The organism is Candidatus Flexifilum breve, assembly GCF_016713355.1.
This window is the reverse complement of sequence record NZ_JADJPI010000035.1, coordinates 1,770,412-1,797,305: the sequence shown is the minus strand read 5'-3', so window position 1 is coordinate 1,797,305 and position 26,894 is coordinate 1,770,412. Positions and strand designations below refer to the sequence as shown.

At 59.6% G+C, this 26,894-nt stretch carries 34 protein-coding genes; 8 read left to right on the top strand and 26 right to left on the bottom strand.

Translation table 11 applies throughout. The features are described from left to right. Window positions 1–1,143 precede the first annotated feature (1,143 nt). The 6 genes from IPK17_RS40745 to IPK17_RS30600 form a co-directional block, all read right to left on the bottom strand. On the bottom strand, window positions 1,144–1,365 hold the full coding sequence (locus IPK17_RS40745) for a 4Fe-4S binding protein (RefSeq protein WP_350341662.1): 222 nt from the start codon (window positions 1,363–1,365) through the stop codon (window positions 1,144–1,146). 687 nt (window positions 1,366–2,052) lie between these two features. Then, on the bottom strand, window positions 2,053–2,235 hold the full coding sequence (locus tag IPK17_RS30620; protein WP_343421496.1) for a hypothetical protein: 183 nt from the start codon (window positions 2,233–2,235) through the stop codon (window positions 2,053–2,055). Further along, a complete protein-coding gene (locus IPK17_RS41160; protein WP_343421495.1) occupies window positions 2,219–2,872 on the bottom strand; it encodes a response regulator in 654 nt (217 codons plus the stop codon). The genes IPK17_RS30620 and IPK17_RS41160 overlap by 17 nt, the downstream gene beginning before the upstream one ends. Before the next feature lie 49 nt (window positions 2,873–2,921). Continuing rightward, window positions 2,922–3,224, bottom strand: a complete 303-nt coding sequence (locus IPK17_RS30610; RefSeq protein WP_343421494.1) for a sensor histidine kinase — start codon at window positions 3,222–3,224, stop codon at window positions 2,922–2,924. A 417-nt stretch (window positions 3,225–3,641) separates the two neighbouring features. Beyond that, entirely contained in the window at window positions 3,642–3,806 is a 165-nt protein-coding gene (locus tag IPK17_RS30605; protein ID WP_343421532.1) for an ATP-binding protein, read from the bottom strand. 190 nt (window positions 3,807–3,996) lie between these two features. Continuing rightward, complete coding sequence (locus tag IPK17_RS30600) at window positions 3,997–5,046, bottom strand: GAF domain-containing protein (protein ID WP_343421493.1); 1,050 nt, start codon at window positions 5,044–5,046, stop codon at window positions 3,997–3,999. A 388-nt stretch (window positions 5,047–5,434) separates the two neighbouring features. On the opposite strand from IPK17_RS30600, the gene IPK17_RS30595 reads away from it, so the two are divergent. The 6 genes from IPK17_RS30595 to IPK17_RS30570 all read left to right on the top strand — a co-directional run bounded on the left by IPK17_RS30595 (window position 5,435) and on the right by IPK17_RS30570 (window position 11,572). Beyond that, window positions 5,435–7,858: a DMSO/selenate family reductase complex A subunit gene (locus tag IPK17_RS30595; protein ID WP_343421492.1), complete on the top strand. Its 2,424-nt coding sequence runs from the start codon at window positions 5,435–5,437 to the stop codon at window positions 7,856–7,858. A 10-nt stretch (window positions 7,859–7,868) separates the two neighbouring features. After that, complete coding sequence (locus IPK17_RS30590; protein ID WP_343421491.1) at window positions 7,869–8,477, top strand: DMSO/selenate family reductase complex B subunit; 609 nt, start codon at window positions 7,869–7,871, stop codon at window positions 8,475–8,477. 136 nt (window positions 8,478–8,613) lie between these two features. Then, on the top strand, window positions 8,614–9,618 hold the full coding sequence (locus tag IPK17_RS30585; protein ID WP_343421490.1) for a dimethyl sulfoxide reductase anchor subunit family protein: 1,005 nt from the start codon (window positions 8,614–8,616) through the stop codon (window positions 9,616–9,618). 4 nt (window positions 9,619–9,622) lie between these two features. Then, window positions 9,623–10,315: a TorD/DmsD family molecular chaperone gene (locus IPK17_RS30580; protein ID WP_343421489.1), complete on the top strand. Its 693-nt coding sequence runs from the start codon at window positions 9,623–9,625 to the stop codon at window positions 10,313–10,315. Next, window positions 10,312–10,701: a hypothetical protein gene (locus IPK17_RS30575; RefSeq protein WP_343421488.1), complete on the top strand. Its 390-nt coding sequence runs from the start codon at window positions 10,312–10,314 to the stop codon at window positions 10,699–10,701. The genes IPK17_RS30580 and IPK17_RS30575 overlap by 4 nt, the downstream gene beginning before the upstream one ends. A 43-nt stretch (window positions 10,702–10,744) precedes the next feature. Beyond that, window positions 10,745–11,572 (top strand): multiheme c-type cytochrome, encoded by an 828-nt coding sequence (locus IPK17_RS30570; RefSeq protein ID WP_343421487.1) that lies wholly within the window; start codon window positions 10,745–10,747, stop codon window positions 11,570–11,572. Between the two features lie 94 nt (window positions 11,573–11,666). Here IPK17_RS30570 and IPK17_RS30565 read toward each other — a convergent pair whose 3' ends face one another. From IPK17_RS30565 to IPK17_RS30560, 3 genes are read right to left on the bottom strand one after another with little or no spacing between them, the layout of a single operon-like run. Further along, window positions 11,667–11,885: a hypothetical protein gene (locus IPK17_RS30565; protein WP_343421486.1), complete on the bottom strand. Its 219-nt coding sequence runs from the start codon at window positions 11,883–11,885 to the stop codon at window positions 11,667–11,669. Then, window positions 11,857–12,042 carry a hypothetical protein gene (locus tag IPK17_RS40730; RefSeq protein ID WP_350341659.1) on the bottom strand — a complete coding sequence of 62 codons (186 nt, stop codon included), beginning with the start codon at window positions 12,040–12,042 and terminating at the stop codon, window positions 11,857–11,859. Before IPK17_RS40730 ends, IPK17_RS30565 begins: the two co-directional genes overlap by 29 nt. Before the next feature lie 29 nt (window positions 12,043–12,071). After that, on the bottom strand, window positions 12,072–12,488 hold the full coding sequence (locus IPK17_RS30560; protein WP_343421485.1) for a hypothetical protein: 417 nt from the start codon (window positions 12,486–12,488) through the stop codon (window positions 12,072–12,074). 137 nt (window positions 12,489–12,625) lie between these two features. On the opposite strand from IPK17_RS30560, the gene IPK17_RS30555 reads away from it, so the two are divergent. Continuing rightward, a complete protein-coding gene (locus IPK17_RS30555) occupies window positions 12,626–13,066 on the top strand; it encodes an NUDIX domain-containing protein (protein WP_343421484.1) in 441 nt (146 codons plus the stop codon). A gap of 320 nt (window positions 13,067–13,386) precedes the next feature. Here the strand turns inward: IPK17_RS30555 and IPK17_RS30550 are convergent, their stop codons facing one another. The 6 genes from IPK17_RS30550 to IPK17_RS30525 are packed head-to-tail and all read right to left on the bottom strand — an operon-like array spanning window position 13,387 to window position 19,023. Further along, window positions 13,387–15,204, bottom strand: coding sequence for an ASKHA domain-containing protein (locus IPK17_RS30550; RefSeq protein WP_343421483.1), 1,818 nt, complete (start codon window positions 15,202–15,204; stop codon window positions 13,387–13,389). 47 nt (window positions 15,205–15,251) lie between these two features. Then, the gene (locus tag IPK17_RS30545) at window positions 15,252–16,115 is read right to left on the bottom strand and encodes a methyltransferase MtaB domain-containing protein (RefSeq protein ID WP_343421482.1); all 864 of its coding nucleotides are present in this window, start codon (window positions 16,113–16,115) and stop codon (window positions 15,252–15,254) included. Next, entirely contained in the window at window positions 16,061–16,414 is a 354-nt protein-coding gene (locus tag IPK17_RS30540) for a methyltransferase MtaB domain-containing protein (RefSeq protein ID WP_343421481.1), read from the bottom strand. Before IPK17_RS30540 ends, IPK17_RS30545 begins: the two co-directional genes overlap by 55 nt. Before the next feature lies 1 nt (window position 16,415). Further along, on the bottom strand, window positions 16,416–17,054 hold the full coding sequence (locus IPK17_RS30535) for a cobalamin B12-binding domain-containing protein (RefSeq protein ID WP_343421480.1): 639 nt from the start codon (window positions 17,052–17,054) through the stop codon (window positions 16,416–16,418). Window positions 17,055–17,068: 14 nt separating this feature from the next. Next, window positions 17,069–17,827, bottom strand: a complete 759-nt coding sequence (locus IPK17_RS30530; protein ID WP_343421479.1) for a DUF1638 domain-containing protein — start codon at window positions 17,825–17,827, stop codon at window positions 17,069–17,071. 2 nt (window positions 17,828–17,829) lie between these two features. Then, on the bottom strand, window positions 17,830–19,023 hold the full coding sequence (locus IPK17_RS30525; RefSeq protein WP_343421478.1) for a uroporphyrinogen decarboxylase family protein: 1,194 nt from the start codon (window positions 19,021–19,023) through the stop codon (window positions 17,830–17,832). 180 nt (window positions 19,024–19,203) lie between these two features. Here IPK17_RS30525 and deoC point away from each other — a divergent pair, with 180 nt between their 5' ends. Beyond that, window positions 19,204–19,908, top strand: a complete 705-nt coding sequence (deoC, locus tag IPK17_RS30520) for a deoxyribose-phosphate aldolase (RefSeq protein WP_343421477.1) — start codon at window positions 19,204–19,206, stop codon at window positions 19,906–19,908. A gap of 2 nt (window positions 19,909–19,910) precedes the next feature. On the opposite strand, the gene IPK17_RS30515 is transcribed toward deoC, so the two are convergent. The 11 genes from IPK17_RS30515 to IPK17_RS30470 all read right to left on the bottom strand — a co-directional run bounded on the left by IPK17_RS30515 (window position 19,911) and on the right by IPK17_RS30470 (window position 26,860). Next, the gene (locus IPK17_RS30515; RefSeq protein ID WP_343421476.1) at window positions 19,911–20,183 is read right to left on the bottom strand and encodes a hypothetical protein; all 273 of its coding nucleotides are present in this window, start codon (window positions 20,181–20,183) and stop codon (window positions 19,911–19,913) included. After that, window positions 20,177–20,779 (bottom strand): creatininase family protein, encoded by a 603-nt coding sequence (locus IPK17_RS30510; protein ID WP_343421475.1) that lies wholly within the window; start codon window positions 20,777–20,779, stop codon window positions 20,177–20,179. Before IPK17_RS30510 ends, IPK17_RS30515 begins: the two co-directional genes overlap by 7 nt. Then, the gene (locus tag IPK17_RS30505) at window positions 20,776–21,243 is read right to left on the bottom strand and encodes a zinc-binding dehydrogenase (RefSeq protein ID WP_343421531.1); all 468 of its coding nucleotides are present in this window, start codon (window positions 21,241–21,243) and stop codon (window positions 20,776–20,778) included. The genes IPK17_RS30510 and IPK17_RS30505 overlap by 4 nt, the downstream gene beginning before the upstream one ends. A gap of 12 nt (window positions 21,244–21,255) precedes the next feature. Continuing rightward, window positions 21,256–21,870 carry an alcohol dehydrogenase catalytic domain-containing protein gene (locus IPK17_RS30500; RefSeq protein ID WP_343421474.1) on the bottom strand — a complete coding sequence of 205 codons (615 nt, stop codon included), beginning with the start codon at window positions 21,868–21,870 and terminating at the stop codon, window positions 21,256–21,258. After that, window positions 21,867–22,016, bottom strand: coding sequence for a hypothetical protein (locus IPK17_RS41155; RefSeq protein WP_502749391.1), 150 nt, complete (start codon window positions 22,014–22,016; stop codon window positions 21,867–21,869). Before IPK17_RS41155 ends, IPK17_RS30500 begins: the two co-directional genes overlap by 4 nt. A 1-nt stretch (window position 22,017) precedes the next feature. Beyond that, window positions 22,018–22,326 carry an RbsD/FucU domain-containing protein gene (locus IPK17_RS30495; RefSeq protein ID WP_502749389.1) on the bottom strand — a complete coding sequence of 103 codons (309 nt, stop codon included), beginning with the start codon at window positions 22,324–22,326 and terminating at the stop codon, window positions 22,018–22,020. Beyond that, window positions 22,313–23,284, bottom strand: coding sequence for a ribokinase (gene rbsK / locus IPK17_RS30490; RefSeq protein WP_343421473.1), 972 nt, complete (start codon window positions 23,282–23,284; stop codon window positions 22,313–22,315). Before rbsK ends, IPK17_RS30495 begins: the two co-directional genes overlap by 14 nt. Beyond that, window positions 23,281–23,550: a hypothetical protein gene (locus IPK17_RS30485; RefSeq protein ID WP_343421472.1), complete on the bottom strand. Its 270-nt coding sequence runs from the start codon at window positions 23,548–23,550 to the stop codon at window positions 23,281–23,283. The genes rbsK and IPK17_RS30485 overlap by 4 nt, the downstream gene beginning before the upstream one ends. Next, window positions 23,547–24,818: a sugar ABC transporter ATP-binding protein gene (locus tag IPK17_RS30480; RefSeq protein WP_343421471.1), complete on the bottom strand. Its 1,272-nt coding sequence runs from the start codon at window positions 24,816–24,818 to the stop codon at window positions 23,547–23,549. Before IPK17_RS30480 ends, IPK17_RS30485 begins: the two co-directional genes overlap by 4 nt. A 132-nt stretch (window positions 24,819–24,950) precedes the next feature. Beyond that, window positions 24,951–26,141: a substrate-binding domain-containing protein gene (locus IPK17_RS30475; protein WP_343421470.1), complete on the bottom strand. Its 1,191-nt coding sequence runs from the start codon at window positions 26,139–26,141 to the stop codon at window positions 24,951–24,953. Further along, window positions 26,036–26,860 (bottom strand): sugar ABC transporter substrate-binding protein, encoded by an 825-nt coding sequence (locus tag IPK17_RS30470; protein WP_343421469.1) that lies wholly within the window; start codon window positions 26,858–26,860, stop codon window positions 26,036–26,038. The genes IPK17_RS30475 and IPK17_RS30470 overlap by 106 nt, the downstream gene beginning before the upstream one ends. Window positions 26,861–26,894: the final 34 nt, after the last annotated feature.

The following is a 26,894-nucleotide window of genomic DNA, read 5'->3' as shown; positions in this document are numbered from 1 at the left end:
AATCGACGTGTCGAACGGCGCTGCTTCCCAATTGCTGCGCGACCCAGACGCCGGATGGATGGGATGTCACGGCAAAATGGACGACGCGCCGTGAATCGAGTTCAATGATGAAGAAGACAAACAGAGTCCGGGAAACCAGAGGTCATAGGTCTGAAGAAAATCGCACGCCCAGATGTGTCAGAAGCGCGATTCCTTAGAAAGCCGCCCCACGTCTGACCAGGGTTCGAGGCGGTGGAGTTGGCCGAACTTCAGCGCGAATGTACTTGGTTATGGGCGTATTGCCGCATAAGGGATAGCCCAATTTTTGCAGTTCATCCCGAATGCGTTTTTATCCCTACAAGCGATTGTCGAGTGTCGCGGCATACATGAGCACGATCACGGCTTCAGGGACACGAGGCTGGGGCGTTCTGGCATTGGACTTGTAAACGCCAGAATAACCGGAACCTTTACGATGCCAACTAAGCAACGCGTCTGGTTTGGACAATCTTCAGTGCCTCTCGCCATCGTGGGAAATGACGCGCGAGTAAGACGAGGAGTCCGCGGTCGCGCGAAGGTAAGAACTGACGCTTAGTTTGACGTTGCAGCACGATCAACTGTTGGCGCAAAAGGCGTTTTCCACGATCAGCCCGCCGGACCTACTGCGCTGACGCTCCGCGTGCTACGCCGATGAGGTGAGGTTTGACAGGTTGGAAGCATTGCTTGACGGATCGCCTGAGCACGTTGAGAACGCGAGGAGCGTCGGAGATGGCCGAGCGTAGAGCTTTAAGTCGCATTGAGAATTCTCGTTGTTGCAGGGATGGTCATGAAGTGATCCATTTAGCTTCGTTTGAAGCTAATTCAGCCCAGATAGCTCAAGTAGCCCCTACAAGCAGAAATCTTATCAGCGAGATGTTCGTCTATCGCGGGGCACCACGGCAAGAGGGGAGTTTGGGCTACGGATCGACGACTGAGTAGAGGGACGCGTATGGCGACGGAAACGTTGATGTTCCCTAAACCTTTGGCACCGAGTTGTGATTAACCTCGGCTGATGCCTTCTTTTCGGTCGGACGGCTCAGCGGCCTATGTTGCTGCAAGGTCAGCCAGAATTGCTTCCATAAGCCTTGAAACAAACGGCGCTGAGAAACAGCAGCACCAAGAGAGCTATTACTCACTTCTTTGACTGTTTGAAACGCCCTGAGGACTTCCTTCGGGATTGTTAGTGGGCGGCCATTCCAGGAGGGCCTTGTATTCACTATTCGCGAGCTGGGTTGGAGCCTGGACGGACTTCTTGTTAAGGCGAGTGCGTGTGAAACAGGCGCGGACACATAAGCCACACGCCGTACAGCGGGCCGCATCAAACCAGAGAGCGTCACCCGTCCTCGGCATCCACATTTGAGGCGAGCGCTGCGGTCGGGCAGAACTGCGGGCACATCTGGCAGCCAATACACGCGTCAGACGCAATCAGCGCGCCCCAGTGACCTGCATAGGTTGGGACGCTGGTAGACGATCTGATCTGCGCCGTTGCAGCGCATTGATCAACAAGGCGCGCCGGGTATTCACTCCCTGGGCGATGAGACTGTCCACCAGATCGGTTTGCTCTGGCACACGCAGAGCCTGGTGGGCTTGAGCAGGGCGCTGAAAAAGCCGCGCCGTGTGACGCCCGAATGTTGCGGTGGGCGCTGCGGTAACGGCGGCGGTGGCTCGTCAGTCCGCACCATCTCCAATTCGATTCCCAGGGGTTCGAGCAGTTGCTGGGCATCTCGAACGACCTCCTGCGCGCACCAGTCCGCCGACCAGCGCACAGCTCCGCACAGCTCCGCGGTGTACAACAACACCTTGCGGACGCCGTTCATTCCGGAGCGCTGCATAGAGTTCGGAGGGCAGTCCACAGGCACATGGGATGCGTACAGTGGCGGCAGGATTGCTGGTGACAGCGCGGCAGCCCGAAGCGAGGTGGCCCTCAGAGTCCATAGCTGAGCGGGCATCGTGCCAGATCTTCGGCGAGGGTGCGTACGCCTTGCAGAGCGCCAACGGGACACGCGGACGCTGCACGCGCCACAGGAGAGGCAGGCGTTACCATCGATCACGGGTATTGGCGTCAAGGTGATTGCGTGTGTGGGGCAGACGGCGGCGCAGGATGCGCATTGTCCCGCCCGCTGATGTCGTTGATTCAGGCAGCGTGCGCCCGCGTAGGTGGGCGTGAAGTCGCCGATCTGGCCCAATAGCGGCGATGACTTCGTTAATGACTGGGGTCATGGTGAACGTCCCGTGTCGGCTTTAGTAAATCGTTTCTCAGCGCATAGTCGACCAGATCGGCGCGTGTCGAGCGCGAGTTTGCATCACACGCCGGCGATACGTGTCGACGGTCTTGGGGCTGAGATAGAGGAGAGCGCCGATCTCCGCATTGGTGTGACCATGCGCAACCAGTTTCAAAATCTCGATTTCGCGCTCGGATAGAGCGACTCTGGCGTGCGCACCGACCGTCGTCAATCAATACGGCGACAGCTTCGGGACGCAAGAAAGAGTGTCCCCGATACACCAGCCGGATTGCGTCGAGCAGTTGATCATCGGCGACCGATTTGACTACATAACCATCTGCTCCCGCGTCGAGCGCGAGCCGCAGATAGTCGGCTTCCGGATGCATGGTCAGCACAACGATGCGCCAAGTCGCAGTCGGGTGTTGTTTTAACCGCCGGATGGCTTCGATACCGTTCATATCGGGCAGCGAGATGTCCATGAGCACAATATCCGGTTGAAGTGCTTCCACTCCTGCAATCGCTTCTTGTCCCGTTCTCAGCTTCCCAATAACCGTAATGTCGGGTTCGTTATTGATCAGCAAACGAAGACCGGAGCGGACGACAATGTGATCTTCGGCAATGAATACGCGAATCATGGGCTTTCCTTCTGATAGACAGGCAAGGCAATGGTATATTGCGTGCCCGTCAGGGCGATGGGGTAATCGCGTAACAGCCGCCCAACGCCGAGGCTCGCGCGCTGATGAGATCTTCGCGCCAGTCTGGTGCCCGGGTTACACCTTCTGCCTCGATCACTAGATAGGCAAATTCCTTGATGAAACGCAGACGTAAGCGCACTTCACTGACCGTTGGCTGCTGACGGAGATGTTCCAGCACTTCCTGTAAGCCCCGGAACAGCGCGATCTCGATGACTGCGGGCAGGCGCATGGGCAAGACTTCCGCGTCCAATGCCACCCGGACCTGCGTCGAATGCGCAAACCCTGAATACACATTTCCACCGCCGGGACGAGTCCCTGACTGTCGAGGGCCGGCGGATACAGCGTGCGCTGCACGTGATCCAGATCGCGCAGTGCGCCAGTCACCAGCTCACGCATCTCTCCGATCAGTTCCAGAGAGGGGCGGATCGCAGCGCTTTTCAAGCACGCGCAGATTGAGTGCCAGGCCGTCAGCGCCTGACCAACGTCCTCTTGTAAAGAATGGATCACCGCCCGACGCTCATCCTCCTGTGTGGCGAGGACATGTGTCAGTACCGACGACAGCACTTGAAGACGTTCATCCAATTGGTCGTGATCTGTCATGGCCACCCATTCAAACTCTCTACTATGACCAAGGTATCACTATTTTCGGGGCCGGCTGTCAGAAAAATCCGCACAACCTTCAGAAAAAATGCTGACTTTGGGCAAATGCTCAGCGCAGCGGGCAGGTGATGGTAACCGTTGTCCCATCACCTGGCGCGGAATCGATCGTCACCGTGCCGTGAATGAGCCGCGCCTGCTCGTGCATGCCGACCAGACCAAACGACGTCTCCTGATCGACCCTTGAGAGCTGGAAGCCCACGCCATCATCACGGATCCGACCCGCAGTTGATCGTCGTTAGCAGTGATGATGATCCGACCTGCTCGCGTTGGCGTGGCGATGAACGTTGGTTAGGGCCTCACCGACTAGACGCTGCACTTGATGGCTAATCTGTGGCAGGACGTAGGCCTCACCGTGAGTCTCGATTTCGGGTAGGAGACCGGCACGGTCGGCAAAAGCGGCAATCTCAGGTTGGAGCGCCTCGACCAGATCTCCGGCCGCGCCACTGGGATCTGCTTCCGCAGATCTCGCTGACGGCGTCCTGACCTTCCTGAATCGCGACCTTACCCAGTTGGCGCGCAGTCTCGACGAGCGGCAGCACTTCGTGCCAGTTACCTTGCTGCGCGTGATTGTGTAACACCCGGAGGTTGATGTTGAGCGAAATGAGGGTTTGCAGCAGCGTGTCGTGCATCTCGCAGGCAATCTGGCGGCGTTCGCATTCGGCTATCAGCGTCCCCAGTTGTTCGTAAATTTGCGCATTGTCGATGGCGTGGGCGGCGCGATCCGCGAAAATCTCCTGAAGGCGCAGTTCCTGCTGTGTAAAAGTTTTCTCGGTGAGGAATATCGTTGCGAGTTTGCCAATGGCGATGTTGTTCACCCGGAGCGGTGTGCAATGGAGAGCTTTGACCTCTGGTACGCCCAGTTGTTGACATACCAGTTCAAGGGAGATGTCGTGATGCCGCTGATCGACGACGATTTGCTCCAAATCATTTTGATCGTCGGCGATGAGAATCTGCGGGCAGGCACGGGCTGTGCCGGAACTGGCGCGCAAGTGTAGCCGGTCGCCCTCCCGCCGATACAGGACACAGAGATCCGCGCCGGAGAGCTGGCGTGCCAGTTCGACGGTGGCATTGAAGGCGGAAACCAGATCAAGGGAAGCGTTCAGTTCGGCGAGGCAGTAGCTTAGTGTATTCAACTGCACAACGCGCTGAACCAGCTCCGTCCAGCGGTGGTGTGATTGCTGCTTAAGGGCGAGGTTGTAGCGGCTCGTACAATTTTCGATCCAGAGATCAAGCTGCTCATCGAGCCACAAGACCGTGTGGATGTCGCTGTCCGCTAAGGACTGACGGACCGCCGAACGCAGGGCAAGGAGCACCCGCATCAATTCGTTGAGCGATGGATGGCCTGTGAGTACGGCCATGAGGTGATGCATATCCCATGAGGCCGACTGACCCGATAGGCTGCGGTAGAGGCATTGGGTCGCCTCGTGGATCTGGGTTTCGAGGTGCGTGATCACAAGTGGGATAGCTGCCGGAAAGGGCAGAGAGCCAGCGAACCTCGATATGCTCACGCGGAGGTAAGGTGATCGATCGGCTCATTATGAAAAAAGGGCCTCTATTATCCGGCGCAGGGCAGCCGGAATTCGGCAAAATGCAATTTATATACTGTGAATCATAGGCGATCACACCTCATCTCGCCCGTGACGAATGTCAGACTTTTTCTGACACAAGTTACGCTCTCCGCTGACAGACAAGTGCAGTAATTCACAATATAGTTTGAATAGTCGAGGAAGGCTTACGCGTTCCGTCGGCGTTCACAAAAATCGAAAATGCCCGTTTGCAACAGCAATGACGCGGAACGGGTTGGTTTAAAAGTATTACCCTTCAGGGAGAGAGGTTGTTTTTATGAGCATACATGAGGATACAAACCTGCTCAACCAACTCAATCAAGCTACCCTTAGCCGGCGGTCCTTCCTTCAGTGGTCGGCGGCGACGGGAGCAGCGGCCCTCCTGACCTCGAATGTCAACCTCGTCAACGGCTTGTATCCCTTGGAACAAGCGCTGGCGGCGGCGGGCGAGGTTCAGGTCATCCCCACCGGCTGTGCCCATAACTGCGGTGGACGGTGCGTTCTCAAAGCGCATGTTCAGGACGGCGTCATCATTCGGATCACATCGGACACAGATCGCCCCGATGATCCGATGGATCCGCAGCTGCGCGCGTGCGTCCGCGGTCGTTCCTATCGCCGTCGCGTCTATGCGCCGGATCGCCTCAAGTCACCGCTGCGCCGCACCGGCCCGCGCGGTTCGGGCTTGTACGAGGAGATCAGTTGGGAAGAAGCCGTCGATACCGTCGCGGAGAACTTGATCCGTGTGAAGGAAACTTACGGCAACGCGGCAATCTACTCGCACTATGCGACTGGTGGTGGCTCGACCACCGCCGGGTCAGGGACGGCAGCCCGCCTGCTCGATCTGTTTGGTGGTCGCCTCGGCTACTACAACAACTACTCGTGGGCGTGCGTGCAAGTTGCGACGCCGACCGTGTACGGTACCCAGAACACCGGTCAGAGCCGTTTGGACTGGCTCAACAGCAAGCTCATCCTCATGTGGGGCTGGAACCCGGCTGAGATGATCGACGGCACGAACACGATGTACTTTGTCAAGCGTGCCCGGGAAGCTGGCGCCAAGACTATCGTCATCGACCCGCGCCACACCATGAGCGCCGTCGGCCTCGCCGACGAATGGATCCCCATCCGTCCCGGCACCGACACGGCAATGATGGCGGCAATGGCCTATGTCCTCATCACTCAGGGGCTGATTGACGAGAATTTCGTTAACACCTATGCGATCGGCTACGATGCGGATCATATGCCCGCTGGGTACGAAAACGCAGAGTCGTTCAAAGCCTACATTCTGGGCGAGAGCGACGGCGTGCCGAAGACCCCGGCGTGGGCGGAAGAATACACGGGCGTCCCGGCGGATACGATCGCGCGGATCGGTCGCGAATACGGCACGACCAAGCCCGCGATGCTCTACCAAGGCTACGGTATTCAGCGCCGCGCCTATGGTGAGCAGGTCGTGCGCATGGGCTGCGTGCTGCCCGCGCTGACCGGTAACATTGGCATCCCCGGTGGTTGGGCATCTGGTATCGCCTTTGCCATTGGTGGCGAATCAGCGCCGGGCGCAGGCTTCCCGTCCGTGGCGAATGCCGTACCCTATTCCGTTCCGAGCTATATGTACACTGACGCGATCCTGCGGGGCGCGGAAATGGGACGCGCGGACGGCGTACGTGGTTTGGCTGAGGGCGAAGAAACGCTTCCCACGAACATCAAGTTGGTTTACAACGCGGCGGGCAACTGCCTCGCGAACCAGCATGGCAACCTCAACCGGACGAAAGAAATTCTCGCGGACGAGTCGCTTGCGGAATTCATCGTCGTGCACGAGCAGTTCCTGACACCGTCGGCAAAATTCGCCGACATCATCCTCCCGGCGTGTACATTCATGGAAACGTTTGGCATGACGGGGAACTGGAAGTACGGCCCCAGCCGCGTGCTGCTGCCCAAGGTGATTGAACCGCTGTATGGCACGAAGAGTGATTACGCGATTGCGGCGATGATTGCGGAACGTTTGGGCATCTATGATGAGTACACCGAAGGCGGCAAGACCGAAGAAGACTGGTTCCGCCAGTGGATTCAGACGCTGACTACGGACAACGCCGCGATCTATGGCGACGCCGAAGCGTTTGAAACCCGTGGTTCGATGACGGTGCCGTACGCCGAGAATCCGCCGGTCGCGTTCGCCGACTTCATCGCCGATCCGGTCGCCAATCCGCTGACTACCCCGTCCGGTCTGGTGGAAATCTTCTCCCCCGCCCTCGCGGACATGAATAAACCCGACGAAATCCCCGCGATTCCGAAGTTCATTGTGGAGTGGGACAGCCCGTGGTCGCCCGAAGCGGAGAATTATCCACTGCAAGCGATTGGCAACCACTACATGCACCGCATTCACTCGACTCTCGACAACATCGACTGGCTGGAAGAGGCCTTCCCGCAGCGCGTGTTCATCAATCCCGCTGATGCGGCTGAGCGTGGCATTCAAGAAGGCGACATGGTGCGGATCTGGAACGATCGCGGTGCGATGATCATCCCGGCGCGCGTCACACCTCGGATCATGCCCGGTGTCGTGAACATTCCGCAGGGCGCTTGGTATACACCGGACGCCGACGGCGTTGATCGGCGTGGATGTGTGAACGTCCTGACCTCGGAACGCCCGTCGCCGTTAGCTCTCGGCAACACTCAGCAGACGATGATGGTGCAGGTCGAGAAGGTCTAGGAGATCGACAATGGCTCAATATGGTTTCTACGTAGACTTGAATGCCTGCATCGGATGCAAAGCCTGTCAGATGGCGTGCAAGGATCGTGCGGGCAATGAACCCGGGATGAACTGGCGACGTGTTCTCGAAGTGGGTGGTGGTGACTGGCAAAAAGTCGGTCAAGCATGGGTGCCGGATGTGTTTGCGTACTTCGTGCCGACCGCGTGCCATCATTGTAGCAACCCGCCGTGTCTGCCCGTTTGCCCGACCTCCGCAATTTCCAAAGACAGCAACGGGATCGTGAAGATCGACGTCGAGCAGTGCATTGGCTGCCATTACTGTGAGTGGGCGTGCCTGTGGGGCGCGCCGGTGTTCTACGAAGAGCAGGGCATCGTCAACAAGTGCGACTTCTGCAAAGACATCGTCGATGCGGGTGGGTCGCCAGCTTGTGTGGAAGCATGCCCCATGCGCGCAATGGAGTGGGGCGACGTGGAAGAACTCCGCGCGCGTCACCCGGAAGCAACGTTCCAAATCGTGCCCCTTGCCGACCCCCAAGACATTCAGCCGAATGCGCTGTACACGGCGAACACGGCAGCCGGAGACCGGGTCGGTGCGATCTTGAATCAGGAAGAGATTTGATCGCATGTCGAGGCTCTAGCTGGTGAAATTGGACGCCTCGCCCTGTCTGTCGTGACGACTCACAGGGCGAGGCGTCGTTTGGCTGTACCGGTTTGAATGATCTTTTTGTCAACTAGTTGCGGATGGAACACATTCCATGAACTACCCCGACAATGAGTGGTCCCTCATCATCTTTAATATCATCGGCGATTTATCGGTCGGCGCGTTCATCGCCCTCGGGCTGGCGCATCTCTATGCCGCCCGGAAGCACTCTGCGCAGCACGCCGATCTGCTGAGCACACGGGCGCTGTTGGTGATCGGTCCGCTGCTGCTGCTGGGGATGCTCGCCGTTTTCGGTCATGTTGGTAATCCCGAGCGCGTGTTCAACATGTTGAGCAACCTCGACACCTCGTGGTTGGCGCGTGAAGTCGCGGCTTACGGCGCGTTTCTGGTGTTCGGCGGCGCGTTCGCCATTTTGCAGGCTCTGACGCTGTTGTCACCGGAGCGTCAGCAGCAGATCAACCAGACGACGGGCGGTTTCTTGCCCAAGCTGCGCATCCTCCTCGCGTGGATCGCCGCGCTTATCGGCATTTTCTTCGTCCTGTCCGCGGCGATGATCTACTACGATCCGCGCCTCGCATCTCGACAGACGGGTTGGGCGCACATCTACACGCCGATTCTGTTCTTCGTCGATACCGGTTTGCTCGGCAGTCTGATGCTCGGCGTCGGTTTTGTCGCCAACTACCTGTGGCTGCGCGGACGCAAGCACATTGAACCCGCCTCCTTAGCGATCCAAGAATCGCTGCTGCGCGATGTCATCAAGGGGATCTCGTTCGCGTCGATCGCATTGGTCGGTGTGTTGTTCGTCGCTATCCCGATCTATCTCGTCTATCTGGCGGCGAACCCCAACCCACTCAATGCGCAAATTCTGCGCATGCTGCACACTGATTTCGCGGTGCATTGGTTCCTGCGGCTGTTCCTCGCGTTCACGGGCGCTGGGGTACTGGCGGTCTTTATCGCGTACCTGTCAGAACGTTCGCAGCGTCAGCGCTTACTCTATTTGCTGGTTGTCCTCGCCTTTGCGTGTGTCTTGGCGGGGGAGGTCATTGGGCGTTACCTGTTCTACGCACGAAATGCCATGCTGATGATCGGCGGGGTCTAGCTTGATGAACGAGCGACTCCTTATCTATCAGGCACGATTGAGCGTGTATGCGCTGTTGCAGCGGCTGTATCAGGATCCGCCACGCGCCGAGCTGCTGGAATGGCTGATGGCCGAACGACCCTTCGCCAATTTTCCTATCCAGTTGGACGATGAGGTTCAGACCGACCTGAAGGGGATGGACAGCGCTCTCACTATGAATACTTTGGAGGATCTGCGTCTGGACTTCATGCAGCTCTTCATCGGTCCCGGACCGATGCTCGCGCCGCCGTGGGAGAGTGTGTACCGGAACGAGGAACACCTGATCTTCGACCGGCATACGCTTGAAGTGCGTGAGTTCTACGCGCGGCACGGCATGGAATTCATTCGGATCAATCAAGCGCCCGAAGACTCGATCGCCATTGAGCTGGAATTCATGAAGGTGCTGACGGAACGCGTCCTGCAGGCGCTGCAAATGGACGATCCAGAAGCGGAGCGCATTTTGCTTGAAGAACAGCAGGCGTTTGTGCGCAAACATCTGCTGATTTGGACACCTGATTTCATCACAATGACCCAAACGCGCGCCGCAACCGCGTTTTACGCGGGCTTGGCGGGCGTGCTGCGCGGATTTTTGAACTGGGAACGACAAACTCTTGCGCTGCTGCTCGACAGCCTCACAGCTCAGGGCGCAGAAAGTGAATCTTTGAGGAGTTGTTCATGACACGACCGATGCAAACACTCATGATCCTCATCAGCCTGCTGCTGATCCTCGCGGGGTGTGGCGGGGCGACGGAACCGACCGCTACACCGCTGCCGCCGACGGTCACATCCGCGCCGACGCGCACCCCCGCGCCAACCGTCGCGGTCACACCGACGCCTGCTATGGAAGCGATGACCCTCGAACAACTGCAGGATCGGGAGGCAGCGATCGTCGCCGAACTGGCCATTGAACAGCGCCATATGGATGGCGCATCCGGCTTCGAAGGCGCGCAGGTGCAGGAGATTCTGGATCGACTCAACCGTGAGCTGCGGGAAGTGCGTGAGTTAATTGAAGCAGCCGGTAGCGCAGAAGCGACCGAGGCCGCGACCAGCGAGGCGGGCAGCTAGGGACTTCTCGCTGGGCTGCGTGAGGCTGATGATGGATATTGAAGTGCGACGACCGCCCGGGCTGCGCCTGTGGGCGGCATTATTGGGCTTGGCGCTGCTTGTGTACAGCAGCGCCGTCGTATTTGCTCAGGAGGGCGAGTATGCGAATCGGTCGCCCCACCTGTGCGGTAACTGCCACGAAGACGAATACGACCGTTGGGTGCGCTCCGATCATGGTCGTGCCTATGACGATGAGGTGTTTCAAGCTGCATGGGAGCGAGCGCGGCAAGCTGAGGCCTGCCTGAGCTGTCACAGCCCATCCTATGGTCCTGTGCCGGGTGCATGGGCCTTTGCGGGGGTAGGCTGCGGCGCATGTCATCGCACCATCGACGACACGCGCCGTGAAGGGGATGGGTATTACTATCATGGCACAATGAACGTGCTCAGTTCGGCAGCCGATTGTGCGGGGTGTCACGGCGCGGATCATGCGCTGACGTATGGCGAGTGGGAGCTAAGCGCCCATAACGGTCCGCGTGTGGTCGACTGTTTTGGCTGTCATGAGCCCCATTCTACCGGTATCAACGCAGTTGATGGCGCGACCCTATGCGGTAGCTGTCATCTGCAGGAAGCGCCAACGACCAACCCGCATATGCATCAGGATGGTGGATGTACCGACTGCCATCCGGCCGCCGTCCATACGGATAACATCCACATGCAGGGCGCTGAACCCGTGGCCGATTGTATCGCCTGTCATATGGTGACCGAACCGGATCGCTACGGTCGCTACCTGTCAAATGCCGGTCATACCATGCAGGTCGAACTCGCTGCGTGTACGAATTGTCATGGTGATTTGCATGCTTTGCAGTCCGATACGCTTTCGCCGGGAGGCTGAGGTTGTCGAGATGCAAGTTTCCCATACACCGAACTCTCTGACTCGTTCGATTGAGTAACTGGTGTAAGGTGGAAAACCTTATCTGAGGGAAGATTCAGGCGACGTCGCGGTCATGAATGAGGAAACGCATGGACATTGTTGTATCCTCCAGTTGCCAGACAAGCGGCCGTGCCAGCTGAGTGACCCAGGCATTATCGGGGCTCGCGGTGCAACCGGCGAGATGGACACGACGCGAGCCAAGTTCGATGAAGAAGAGCACATACAGAGTCCGCAGATGGATGGTTTCAACGCTGCAGAAATCGCATGCCAGCATCTGCTCCCGATAGTGCTTCAGAAAGGGTATGCCACGAAGTCTTACCACGTTGAGGTGCAGGTGACAACCCATGACGACGGAGGATGTTTTTGACGGTCGTCGGATTAACTGTGAAGTCCAGCTTCAGTAATTCTCCATGGATCTTGTCGTACCCCATTCGTGGACTCTCATGGGCGATCCGGAGAATCAGCACTTCGATGTCGCGATCAAGCCGTGGTCGCCCCCTCGGTTCGGGTGCTGAAACGTCCACTTCCGGCGGACGAGTTCTCGATGCCATTTGAGCACGGTGTCGGGTTGGACGAGCACCAGTGCTTCGCGCACACGTTGCTGCCATTGCCGCGTCTGTCTCTGCAAACGAGTCACGAGGGCAACAATCATTAACTTTTCAGGACTCGAGAGACGCGATTTGGTATTCGTTTTGCGCTCCAGCGCGCGGAGCTGCTGATGGAGCAGGGCAATCTGCAGGTCTTTCTCATCAGGCGCTAGACGGATTGACGCAAACATATCAAAAATGAGCGAAGCAAAGCACAGTAGGAAGTGATAGACCATTTTGGCAGCAGTGTTATGCTTGAAATACCGGATAACGGTAAAGAAGCATAGCATATTCTTCCCGCCCTTTAGAGGTCGTTGGCAGCGTCAGATGAAGTTTTTCCACCCCACAGGTTCGTTCGTCTACTGTGGGCTTTGTCGCTAGAATTGGCGAGAGTGACTCCATCGAGAAGTTAAGAGAGAGCCGCGCAATGTTCGCTTCGCGCTCAAACCGGCAGGGACAGATGATTTTGGGGGCGTTTGCCGCCCTGTTTGACGACACCGGACGCATCCTGTGTGCTCAACGTGGTTACGGCGCGCGCACTTGGACGACGCCCGGTGGCATGGTCGAAAGCGGCGAGTCGCCCGTCGATGCCGTGTGCCGCGAAGTTCTGGAAGAAACTGGCTGGGTCGTGCGCGTCGAGCACTTGATCGGCGTGTATTCGGTGCCAACCAAAAATGATCACGCCTTCTTCTTTCATGTGACGCCGCTTGAACGGAAACTCTGGTCGCCCAACGACGAAATTACGGCGGTGGAGTTTTTCCCCGCTGATGCACTACCCACGCCGATGAGTCAGCGCGCCACCGCGCGGATCCGTGATGCCTTCGCTGGGTATCGCGGAATGGTACGTACTTTCGACACGATGGATTAAGCCACAAACCGCATTTCAACCAAAGGACGAGGCTTGAGGGTGTGGAAAAGGTCAGCTTTCGACCCCACCCCCGGCACCTCCCCGAATTCAGGGAGGGAAGACAACAGTGCTCGTCAAACCAAGTTCGTTTTCGTAGGGACGCAATGATGCATTTTAAGAAAAGAAGACGGTGTTTGTAGGGACAAGGCAGGCCTTGTCCGTTCGCAGCGGACAGCGCCTGCGCTGTCCCTACTGTATCATTCCGTCCGCTGGTGTGAGTCAGAATTTGGGGAAGCTTTTTAATCTCCCTCATGCCTCTGTTTTGGTGGTTTGTGGTCCGCTCAATCCCACAGATCCGGGGTGAGGCGCAGCGCCTGGCTGTAGCGATCTTGGAAATCAGGGTGGGTGGTCAGCTCAACGTACACAATCCGACTGATCAGCTCCTGAGCCACCCGGCGCTGCTCCCGATTGAGGAGCAGGTGCTTGGCGCCAATCCCCGACGCGTTGCCCACCTGCTGAATCCGGTCAAGCGGGAGCGGCGGGATGAGACCGATGGTCCGCGCGCTGATCGGATCGATATAGCTGCCAAAGGCCCCGGCGAGCACAAGCGTATCGATGTCCGTTTCGTCAATGCCTGCTAGTTCGCACAGCAGTTTGATGCCAGCCCGAATGGCGCCTTTCGCCATCTGAATTTCGCCGATGTCGGCGCGGTTCAGGCTGATCGCCTGCTGGTTGGCACTCTCCGCCGCACTGACGATTTCGACCCACCCGCGGTTGTCCGCACGTTGGACGAGCGGGTGCTGACGGTGCCATCCGCCGATGGGGGTGATGACGTCATGGTCACGCAGCACGGCCAGCGCATCGATCAAACCCGAACCGCAGAGGCCAATGGGCGGGGCGTTGCCAATCGTGTGCCAGCGTAGATGTTCATCCGCCCATGTGACCTTGTCAACTGCGCCGACGGCCGCCCGCATGCCGTATTCGATATGCGCACCCTCAAACGCTGGGCCCGAAGCGGCGGAGCAGCACCAGTGCTGGCCGTGCGCCGTTAAACTGATTTCCGTATTCGTGCCGATGTCGAGATAGAGCACGACGCCATCGCGATCCTCCGCCTGGCTGGCGATGAGCATAGCCACGTGATCCGCGCCGACAAACCCGGCGATACAGGGTGGGCTGTAGACGCTGGCGCCCGGCGCAAGCTTGAGGCCGAGATCGCGGGTTGGCGCGGTGAGCGCCGAGGTCACGGCGGGGACATAAGGCGCTAAGCCGAGATGATCGACGGGCAGCCCCCAAAACAGATGATGCATGGCCGTGTTGCCAACCGCGCACACCGCGACAAGCGCCGCAGCATTCACAGACGCTTCCGCGCACAAGACGCCAATGAGCCGATTGAGTTCCTGAATCAGCGTGTGCTGCAAGTGAGTTCCGCGCGTTGGGTCGCGCAAGACGAGCGCCAAGCGGGACATGACATCTTCGCCATAGGCGATCTGCGGATTGGTCGCGCCCGCGGCGGCGAGCGTTGCCCCGGTGATCAGATCGATGAGGTAGGCGGCGAGTCCGGTGGTGCCGATGTCCACTGCGAAACCCAGAGGATGGGTAGCGGGTGGCAAAATTGCGAGAACTCGCTCTCGTTCGACGACGACCCGCACGCGCCAGTGCTGCTGACGGGCGAGGGCGGGCAGACCCGCCAGTACGGGCGCGTCGATCTGCCACTGGGCGGCTCGACTGCCCGCTAACCGCTCCCAGTCGCCGCGCAGATCATGGATCGATGGCGGAGTGGCTTCCAGATCGTAAATTTCAATTCCGATCTGTAACTGTTCCTTGATCTCGACCCCTTCGACTTGACTACGCTGGGCGACGATCAGGCTTTCGGGCGGAATATCGACCACAATGTCTTCCGTGCCCGCCAGCACTTCCACCTGACACGCAAGGCGCAGTCCGGTGTTGGTTTCGTGCGGATAGAGCACGTCGAGTTCGGTGTCGTTGAGCGGCGTGACGGCAGTTCCCTGCACGCGAACGCGGCAGTCACCGCACGTGCCGACCCCGCCGCACACCGAACTGAGGCCGATGCCTTCTTTACGGGCGATATCGAGCAGCGTGCCCCCCGGCTCGGCCGGTACGCGCCTGCCGAGCGGTTGGAAGACAAGGCTTCGCATCATGCGCTAGGCACCGGAAGCAGATACTGGTCGAGGCGCACCTTGTCGAGTTAAAGCGTGGGCACGACTTCAGCGATCAGCTCGGCTTCATCTTCAGGCACGGCTTCCAACTGCGCAGATAACCGATCCAGCCACTTGGCCTCGGTGCGCGGCAGATGAATGTCGCCGTTCCCCTGTGCTCGGCGCAGAATTTCCAGCGCTTTCAGCCCGGCGGCGCGCGTGCGCAGATAGGGCGTCGGCGCGTCGACAATCACCTGCGAAATTTCAATCACGACGTCGGGACGCAGGATGTAGGCTTGCGGATCGAGGTTGGCGTCCGACGCGACGAAGCAGTCGCGGAGCATATGCGCGGCACTGTCCCCTTGATCGGTCGCCACGTTCATCAAACGGGTGGAATAGAGGAGCTGCTCCACCGACACGACGGGAGCCATGCCACCCAGCAAGCGCACGTTCTGCACGGACTCGTTGCTCCACAGATCGGCTGTCGCTTTGGCGATGTTGCCAATCGGGGAGAGATGCGCGCACGCGGCTTCCGCGCCTTCCAGCGCGATCGGGCAGCCGGTGATCGCCTTGATGAAGGGACCTTCGTAGGCGCAGTCCTTGCTTGGACCGACCGCGCCGCGCTCAAAGGCGATCAAGCTGCGCGGAATGGTCATGGCCCGGATGAGCGCGGCCAACACGCGGGGGATGTTGTGCCCTTCGGCCAGCACCATCGCCGTATTTGCAAAACCGCACGCGGAGTCGCCCGACGCGATAATGCCGTGCGCCTCGGCGATGCGGACGATGTGATCCCACAAAAATTCCATATCGCGGCAGGCGAGCACGCCGAGCGCAAAGGCAATCGTGGGCACGTCCGCGTTCAGGATGGCGTTATCGTGAATTTCTTTGCCGCCCGTTGATTCGATGGCGAGCATGTCTGCGCCGTGCGCGGCGCTGCCGTCATATCGGGGAGCATCTCAAACTCGACGATCAAACCGGGGGCGTGCAGTTCCAGTGCCCGACTGCATACGGCGTTGATGATCTCCGTGTACTGTTCGCGGACTTTCGGCATCGTTTCGCGCGTGATGGCCATCGGCGGCAGCGTGAAGTTGAGCTCGGGATACACCGTTCCCTTCCCAATCTCCAGACCATTTTTTAAGCGTACCGGGTGTGGGCACTGGCCGAAAATCAGGTCATCAGCATGGGGGATTGCCAGCGAGTTGAACGTTTTCATATCATCCCGCCTCGCCGAGCAAGGACTGCGCCACCCGGACAGCCGAGGTGGCATCCGGGGCATAGCCATCAGCGCCGATCTCATCGGCGTAGCTCTGCGTGATCGGCGCGCCGCCGATGAGTACACGCACCTGATCGCGCACGTTTTCGGCCTTCAGCGCGTCGATGACGGTTTTCATGTTGGTCATGGTGGTGGTGAGCAGGGCGGACATGGCGACGATCTGCGCACCGCCGCGGGCGGCTTCGATAAAGCGCTCCGCGGGCACGTCGATCCCCAAGTCCACGATTTCGAAGCCCGCGCCTTCCAGCATCATGATCACCAGCGACTTGCCGATATCATGCAGATCGCCCTGCACCGTGCCGATGGCGATCTTACCCAGCGCCCGGACGCCTTGCGCCGCCAGCAGCGGCCGCAGAATCTTGAGCGCCGCTGTCATGGCGCGGGCGGCGATCAGCATTTCGGGCACGAAGTATTCACCTTCCTCAAACAAGCGCCCGACTTCCTGCATGCCCGAGATCAGGGCGTCATTCAAAATGCGGTTGGCGTCGAGTCCGGCGGCCAGCCCTTCCTCAACTTTGGCGACGGTCGCCTTGGCGTTGCCGTCGATGACTGCCTGCCGAATATCTTCAAGAAGCGCCATGCGATTTTTTCCTCTTATGAATGCGCTGCCGGAGCAGCACGAATAATGAGTTCATCATTTCCACGGACGATCTGATGGTGGGGCGGCACAATCAGAAAATCAGCCTCGTCCCAGTGCCCGGTGATCAGCGCTTCGACCAGTCGGGGGTTACCCGGCAGCGTCTCAAACCGGAGCTGACGGCGCGCGGCCTTCGCCTCGGCCTGGCTGCGGTAAACAGCGGCATCGGGCGCGGGCGTTTCGATGTAGACCATGCGCTGATAATGCGCGGCCCACGCGCCCAACGCTTCCATCAGGTAGTCGGCGTTGTCCTGCCCATATTTTTCGACGTACTGTTCATACAGGCTGGCCGACGCGCCCAGCGTGACTTCATCGCCCTGTCGATTGCGTTCGAGGTAATCCTGACTGCACCAGTAGGTTCCCGGGTACGCGCTGATCTCTTGCTGGTAGCGCTGACGACTGCCGAGATAGAGCGTAATGCAGTCGTGGGCGCGGGGAATGACAAGCGGTGTTTCGCGGGCGCGCAGCCCCAATGTCCCATTTCCGCACAGCCCGTACACCAGCAGGATGGCATCCACTTCATCGGGCACGACCTCATCGATCTGCCGCTGAAGCTGCACCCGAAGCTGGCTCGGCGTGTTGTGCAGCCCTTGATCGAGCAGGCGTACGGTGACGATGCTGCGGGCGAGGGCGGCAGCCGCATACACGGCGCGCGCCTGTGAACCGCACGTCAGCGCGAGATAATGCGCTTGCCGCCGCTCCCGATTCGTGTCCACACTTACGCCTCAGTGGTAGAAGCGCGCAGGGCAAGATCGTACATCGCCAGCACATTTTCAAGCGGTGTATCTGACTGGATGTGATGCGAACTGCACAGCACATAGCCACCGTCTTGACCCAGCACGCGAATCCGTTCGCTGACTTCATGGCGCACGTCTTCGACCGTGCCTTTGGGCAGCGTGCGGATGATGTCGATGCCGCCGTGGAACACCAGTTGATCGCCGAAATCGGTTTTCAGGGCGACAGGTTCCATGCCTTTAGCGTCGGCCTGCACCGGATTGAGGACATCGACTCCCATGTCGATCAGGTCGGGCAGGAGCGGACGCAGCGCGCCGTCGCTGTGGTACATGACCGTTTTGTTGTACTGCTTGGCCACCTCGATGATCCGCTCGTGACATGGACGAATGAATTCGCCCCACATGCCCTTGGAGATGAGCAGCGACTTCTGGCTGGCGACATCATCGTAGAAATAGACGGCGTCGAGTTTATCTCCGGCTACCTCGAGTACGCGGCGCGTATTCTCGACATAAATGTCGGTGAGGCGCTCCATGATGTATTTGGGGATGTCCGGTTCCATCGCCATATCGGTCAAGAAGCTGGACATGCCGCGCAGCTGCCACGCGACCTCGAAAACCGAGCCGATGCGGAAGCGGATGTGATAGGGTTGTTCGCGGTTCAGGTGGTCGATGACGGCGGGCAGGGCGGCGTAATCCCACCAATCGGGATCAGGGAAGCGGTACGACTTCAGCTCGTCGACGGTAGTGGCAGCGGCCAGCGGGTAGCCACAGTTTTCCTCATACGCGCCGGTGGGGTTGCGCACGATGCGCATCTGCCGCCCGAAGATTTCGCGCATGGTGCCGTCGGGCAGTCGCTGCCGCCACATACGGCACGGGGTGGAGCGGCTGAGGACATCCCACCATTCAATGGTCGCGCCCGGCTCCAGCGCATCATCCGGCGGATTGCAGAACATATCGTAGGAGACGACGCGGCAGTCCACGTCAAGCAGGCGCAGGATGGCTTCGCGCTGGGGGTCGAAGTAATCAGACGACCCGACCGCGGTGGCATCCGGCTGGAAATGCGCCAGCAGCTTCGCCCACACTTCATTGGTCGCCAGAAAATCGACCGGGCAGCGATCGGGCTGCTGGTGGCTGAAGGCAGTCAATACGCGGTCTCGGGGAGTCAGTGATTTCGGCATCAGGCTTATGTCCTTTCTATTTCGGATTATAGAGGTATATAGACCTCTGTATACAGTGTCAAACGTCACATTTTGGGCTAAGTGAACGGGCTTGATTCATCTAAATGTATATAGACATCTGTGTACATCGCTGCTATACTGCTGCTCGTCAAACGAACACTTTTCAAGAGGAAGACCACCATGCTCAATGAGCCTACTACGATTAGTCGGCAGGACTTAGCTGCCAAACTCCAATCGACCCTGGTGCGCCCGGACGCGACCCGGGCACAACTAATTGAGCACATTGAAGCGTGCGCGGTTCACAGCTTCAACGCAGCGATGATCCCGATGGCGTATGTTCCACTGGCCCGTGAGATTCTGCGCGGTACGACGGTCAAGGTGGCGACGACGATCTGCTTTGGCACGGGCAACGAGACCGTGTTCGCCAAAATTGCCCTGCTGCGCGAATGTCTCGCCCTGGGCGCAGACGAGGTCGACTATGAACCGCATATGAGCTTGTTCCTCTCCGGCGAGTTGGCGGCATTTCAGGAGGAAAGCGCGCTGCTGGTGCAGGCGGCGGGCAGCCTGACGCTCAAGGCGATGCTGGAACTCGGCTACATCGAGTCGCGCCAGGGCAAAATTCAGGCCGCGCAGCTGCTGGAACAAGCGGGCGTCCCTTGGATCAAGAACTCCAGCGGTGGCGGACATCGACCCGGACACGCCACCCCGGAAGATATTCAACTGCTGCGCCAGAACCTGCGCCCGGAGACGCATGTCAAGGCGTCTGGCGGCATTCGCAAGCTGGAACAGGTGATCGCCCTGATCGAGGCGGGCGCTGAACTGCTCGGTACGAGCAACGCCGTCGGTATCCTTGACGGCTTCACTGACGAACCGAGCGCCTACTAACACTAACACGCGCTCAAGTCGGCCAGTTTCATCTCCGCAAATTGCTTGGCGCGCTCGCAGTCCCCACCGAATAATGCCTGTATGCTCTGCAAATAGGCGGGTGTTGTGATGCTGGGGACGAGCGCCTTAGGCAGCTGCTGGCGCAGTTCGAACGTCTTGCTCAACACGCGCACCAGCAGCCCGCTGACCTCGTGGTAACGCGCCCGCTCAACCGCACTCTGACTCAGCAACCGCGTGGCGGTAGTCTGCGCCGCGTTGGCGATCTGCTCTAGCATGGCTTCCCCTTGTTTGGCGCTGGCCGCGCCGCGCGGATCCGCCCCAGCACCCCATCCAACCGGACATCGCCTGGCACCGCATCCAGCTTGACCAGATCGGCTCCACCGCTTGCAGCAGCGAGGTCTCGCCCTGCCCGCGTGATCGCCGGTATAGCTTCTGGGCTGATTAGGTCATAGGTCGTGATCGGCAGGATCGTGACGGGCGAACGGCTCATCACGGTATGAGCAGCGCGCTTGAGGACTAACGTCTGCTCGATACCGAAGTGCCCGGTAAACGCGACGATCACGCGGAAGCCCATTTCCGCGAACTGCTCGAACACGGCGACCAGCAGCGGTTCAATCACGCTGATCGGCAGTTTGAGCGTGTACGGATAGGGCACGCCCCCCGCGGCCCAGTAGGAGACCGGCGCGAGGACTGCGTCCAGACGGTCGGCAATGCTTTCGCCGACGGCCTGCGCGACCATGCCATCCAGCCCAAGCGGTAAATGGTGACTGTGCCATTCCAACGTGCCGAACGACAGTACGAGCACGGGTGCCGACTTCAGCCGCGCCTCGATCTCGTTAGGGAACAAGCGTTCAAAGTGATAGATTGTCATGCTTGCGCCTCAAATTCGATGATCGGACGAATGCCGCGATCCTGATCCAGCGTCGCGAAGACTTCCGGCACGTCGCTCAGTCGCACCGAGGTGGTGTGCATTTCATCGAGATGCAACCGACCGTCGCTGTACCAGTCGGCGAACAGCGGCAGATCAATCTGCGGGCGGATGTTGCCGTAGATGCAGCCCACGATCTGCTGCTGCTGGCTCATAAAGCGCCGGGGGTGAAACGGCAGCGTCGCATCGCGCGCCGCCGCGCCCACGAGAATCAGCGTGCCGCCCCGCGCCAGCATGTCGATGCCGTTCAGCATCAACGCCGGAACGCCGACCGCTTCAAACACATGATCCACGCCGCGCCCGTCGGTGAGTTTGCGCACCGCCTGAACGAGATCGGATTGGCTGCCGTGGAGGGTGCGGGTTCGCGCCGTACTGACGCGCCAATTCCAACCGGGACTCGTCCAAATCGATCGTGATGATCATGCCCGCATTAGCGAGGCGCGCCCCTGCACAATGTTGAGCCCAATGCCACCCGCGCCCATGATGACCACACTGTCGCCGGGATGAATGTGCGCGGTGTGCAGCGCCGCGCCGACGCCGGTCGCGACCGCACAGCCAAGCATGGCCGCCTTCGTCAGCGGTATGTCCTTGCGAATGGGCACCGCGCCGCCCGCGGGGACGACGACATACGGACAGAAGGTGCCCGCGTTCAACATCACGGCGATCGGCTGGTCGCCCCGAAACACGCGTGGGGCGACCGTCCCTTGAATGTTCTCGCACAGGTCTGACCGCCCGCTCAGGCAGTGGCGGCACTGGTTGCACTTCGGCTGCCAGTTGATGACCACATGGTCGCCTGCGCGAACGTGTGTCACGCCTGCGCCGACCTGCTCCACGATGCCCGCGCCTTCATGTCCCAGTACGACCGGCGTTACACGCGCATCACGCATATAGCTGATGTCGGTGTGGCAGATGCCACTGGCGACCATGCGCACGAGTACCTCGCCGCGTTCAGGCGGGGCAACGCGCACCATTTCAAGCGCGGGCAGCGCATTAAGCTGCCCTAACACGACCGCCGGAACGGAAAATCCGCTCATTTACCTAGTTTCTTGGCGTAATATTCCGGCGCGACGACCCCCGGCTTGCTGAACCACTTTGGCACATCGACGCCCGCGTACAGCAAAATATTGCCCCACGGATCGAACGCGCCCGTGCGAACGATGACTTTGGCTTTGGCCGCCATCTCACCGAGGATGGTCGCGGGTAACCATCTCGTGATCGGCATCGGGGAACAGGCGCTTCACTTTTTCCAGCAGCGGCTGGTTGTTGATCGGCAGGTTATCCGCATAGGCGACCTTTTCGGCGATGAAGGCATCGGCCACCGCCGTCAGCACCGTTTCGAGATCCGGCACATCCTGCACGATGGCGAGGTCGATGCGCCATGCCGAAGACGGGATCGGGAAGCCCGCATCGCACACGATCATCAGGTCGCCATGTCCCATCGAGGCAATCGCATGCGCCAGTTCGGAATTCAACAATTTACCGCGATTCATGAAAGCTTCTCCTCAAGGTATTGGATTGGTCAAAGGTTGTTGGAGTGAGCAGTTTTTCGACATCCGCCCGCTGCGCCAACGCCGGGATCACGCCGAGCCGGGTACACGCCAGCGCGCCGCAGGCCGCGCCAAAGCGGACGGCTTCGACCAGCGGTTGGCCTTCGCCGAGCGCCACCGCCAGGCCGGAATTGAACGCATCGCCCGCGCCAGTCGTATCGACGACATCGACTTTGAAGGCGGGCACGAACTGATCGAGCGTGTCGGTCAGTATCAGCACGCCTTCGGCGCCCATCGTGACGATCACATTCTTCACACCCAGCCCCCGCAGTTGCGCGGCGAGCGTGCGAGTGGGTGTCGGATCATCCGGCGGCAGTCCGAGCAGGATGCGGAGTTCGCTCTCGTTGGGCGTTAGGTAGTCGATGTAAGGGAAAATGCTCGGCGGCAGCTCAGCGGCGGGCGCGGGGTTGAGGATCGTGAGCGCGCCATGCTTTTTGCCGAGCTCCATGCCGCGAATGGCTGCCGCGACGGGAATTTCGAGCACCGCCATGACGATGTCACTCTTGGCGATCTGCGCTTCCGCTGTATCGACGTAGGCGGCATCCATCAGGTTATTCGCGCCCATGTCAAGGATGATGAAATTCTCACCCTTGGGGTTGAGAATGATGAATCCGACCCCGGTCGGGCGCTCCTTAGTCTGGAGCAGGTAAGTCGTATCGACGCCTTCCGCCGCATACAGATCGGTGGCGATTTCCGCCAGCTTGTCATCGCCGATGATGCCCACCAGCGACGACGAGGCGCCCAACCGGGACGTGGCGACGGCCTGGTTTGAGCCTTTGCCGCCCGGCCCCATATCGAAGTCGCTGCCGATCAGGGTTTGACCGAAAATCGGCATGACGGGCGTACGCAGGGTCAACCCGACTGCGAAACTGCCCACAACGGTAATGATAGTAGAGGTCATAGAGTCACCGCCTTGGTTCCGTTCGGCAGGGTTTGCCCCATCGCGCACGCGAGGATTGCTGGTTCGGTGGCTTCACTGCCGCTGAATTCGCCGTTAATTTGCCCTTGAAACATGACGAGGATGCGGTCACACTGCCCGATCAATTCGGGAAGTTCGGACGAGACGATCACAATCGTGACCGATTGGGCTGCCAGGTCCTGCATGATGCTGTAAATTTCGCTCTTTGCGCCCACATCGATACCGCGGGTGGGTTCGTGCAGGATCAAGATCGCGGGCTGTGTCGCCAGGCCGCGGGCGAGGACGACTTTTGCTGATTGCCGCCGCTCAGGGTGCGCAGCTTTTGCTGATGACTGCTGATGCGCGTATCAAACTGTTTGACATAATGCGCACTGGTTTGACGAATTTGATCCGATCTGAGAAAGCTCAGCCGGCTGATCCGTTCGAGTGACGCTGCGACCGTATTGTTTTCTACGCTCATCGTCAAGAACGCGCCGGAGCCGCGTCGATCGGCTGGGATGAGCGCCATGCCGTTCTGAATGGCGTCGGTCGGTGATCCGGGCTTGACCGTGTTCCCCTGCACGCGAATCTGCCCACTGCGCGGGGAGAGCCCGAAGATCGCCGATACGAGTTCATCTTTGCCGGAGTCCGGCAATCCGGCAAACCCGATGATCTCGCCTTTTCCGACCCGGAAGGATACATCTTTCAGCGCGGGCAGACTCGACACCTGCTCGACTTCCAGCGCAATTTCGCGGGTTGGCGCGGTTTCACTCGTGCGTCTGCGGAAATGATCAACGGCATGACCGACCATCTGGTTGATGATCTTGTCCAGGGTGACGCTTTCATCATTCACCATCGTGCTGATGTAGCGTCCATCGCGCATGACCGAGATCCGGTCGGCGATCTGGAGCACCTCTTCCAGCCGATGCGAGACGTAAATGATCGTGACACCCTTGCTTTTCAACTGCTCAATGACTTCAAAGAGATGCGCGGTTTCCTCGTTGGTCAAGGCGGAATTCGGCTCGTCCAGTATCAGCACGCGCACCTGCTGCGAGATGGCGCGCGCGATTTCGACGAGCTGCTGCTGTGCAACGGACAGCTTGCCGACTTTCGTCTTCGGGTTGATGTGCTCCATGCCGAGACGCGCCAGCGCGGCGCGGGCGGTCTCCTGCATGCGCCCCCGGCGCGCCAACGAGAGTGCCGATTGGTTGGCGGCAGTCGTGAGCATAATGTTTTCCGCCACGCTGAGGTTCATGCACAGCGCCAGTTCCTGATATACCACCTTGATCCCCGCCTGCTGACTCACGGCGGGGGAGGCGAGCGTGATCGGCTGGCCGTCCAGCAGAATTTCGCCTTTGTCCGGCTGAAGATCGCCCGCGAGGATATTCATCAGGGTGCTTTTGCCCGCGCCATTTTCGCCTAAAACGGCATGGATTTCGCCGGGCAGAAAGCTCATGCTGACATCATTCAGCGCCAGCACGCCGGGGAACTGCTTGGAGATATGATGGAGCTCAATAATCGGTACGGGTTGAGACATAAGCGGGTCTTTCGCTTTCGCAATCAGGCGTATATTCGAGAAAGGCGTTTCAGGAGATCGCCCATGCGGACGACCTCCTGAAAGCGCGGTGTGCGGTGATTCCGCGCCGCACACCGACCGAATTACTGCCGTTTACGACCCGGCGACCTCGCCGATGTTCTCCTGCGTGTAGATGCCGACGCCGGTATCGAAGTTGCTGATGGTCTCGCCGTTCAGGAACTGGACGAGCAGGTTGACCGCTTCGAAGCCCTGACGTTCCGGAGCCTGATCGATAGTGGCCTGCACCGCGCCGTCGATGACCAACTGCACGGTGTCATCGAGCAGGTCAAAGCCGACGACCTTGACGGTGCCGACCGCGGCATTGCGGGTGACCCATTCGCCAGCGGCGGGGGTGGAGCAGCATTCGAGCGAGAGGATGCCGGTCACGTCGGGGTTGGCGAGCATGGCGTTTTCAATGGCCGCGTAGATTTCCTGCGGGTCGGTGCCGGTGTTGACGGTCTGGACGATTTCGATGCCGGGGAAGGCGGCGAGCGCTTCGCGCGCGCCGGTCTCGCGGTCAATCGACCACTGAGCGGCGGCGTCCAGCGTGGTGATGATCACCTTGCCTTCACCGCCAAGGACGTCGCCCATCAACTGACCAGCTTCGCGACCGGACTGAACGAGGTCTTGGCCAGCGAACACGAGGCGCGCGCTGTCGGGATTGTCCGTGTTGAAGGTGATGACAGGGATGCCCGCTTCGGTGACCCGGTCAATCAGCGGCGCGAGCGCGTCGGTGCTGACGGACGAAATCGCCAGCCCGTCCATCTGGTCGAGCAGTGTTTCAATTTCGCTGATCTGTCCATCGGCATCTGCGCCGACTGGGCCGATGAACTGGGCATTCACGCCCAATTCCTCAATGGCGCGTTCCACGCCCGCACGGATGAACGGCGCGAATTCGTTGGAGACATCGTGGTACGACACGTAAATGTTCAGCGGTTCGCCCGCCGCGATCTTCGCCTGAATGCGTTCGGCCAGCGCGAAGTCGGCGACGTTGACGCCTTCCGTGGGTTCCGGCGTCGGGTTGAGGACTTCGTTGATGTTCTCCTGCGTGTAGATGCCGACGCCGGTATCGAGGTTGCTGATGGTTTCGCCGTTCAGGAACTGGACGAGCAGGTTGACCGCTTCGAAGCCCTGACGTTCCGGAGCCTGATCGATAGTGGCCTGCACCGCGCCGTCGATCACCAACTGGATGGTGTCATCGAGCAGGTCAAAGCCGACGACCTTGACGGTGCCGACGGCGGCATTGCGGGTGACCCATTCGCCAGCGGCGGGGTGGAGCAGCATTCGAGCGAGAGGATGCCGGTCACGTCGGGGTTCGCGAGCATGGCGTTTTCAATGGCCGCGTAGATTTCCTGCGGGTCGGTGCCGGTGTTGACGGTCTGGACGATTTCGATGCCGGGGAAGGCGGCGAGCGCTTCGCGCGCGCCGGTCTCGCGGTCAATCGACCACTGAGCGGCAGCGTCGAGCGTGGTGATGATGACCTTGCCTTCACCACCAAGGACGTCGCCCATCAACTGACCGGCTTCGCGACCGGACTGAACGAGGTCTTGGCCAGCGAAGACGAGGCGAGCGCTGTCGGGATTGTCCGTGTTGAAGGTGATGACGGGGATGCCCGCTTCGACAACGCGGTCGATGAGCGGCGCGAGCGCGTCGGTGCTGACGGATGAAATCGCCAAGCCGTCCATCTGGTCCATCAGAGTTTCAATTTCGCTGATCTGGGCATCGGCATCCGCGCCGACCGGGCCGATGAACTGCGCATTCACGCCCAATTCTGCAATGGCGCGTTCCACGCCCGCCCGGATGAACGGCGCGAATTCGTTGGAGACATCGTGATATGACACGTAGATGTTCAGCGGTTCGCCCGCCGCAATCTTCGCCTGAATGCGTTCGGCCAGCGCGAAGTCCGCCACATTGACGCCTTCATCCTGAGCGGATACGACTGCTACAAATGGTAGAAGCATGAACAAGCACAATAGGACAGAGAACAACTTTCTGAGATTCATTTGAAATACTCCTCATGAATGCACTTAACTTAAT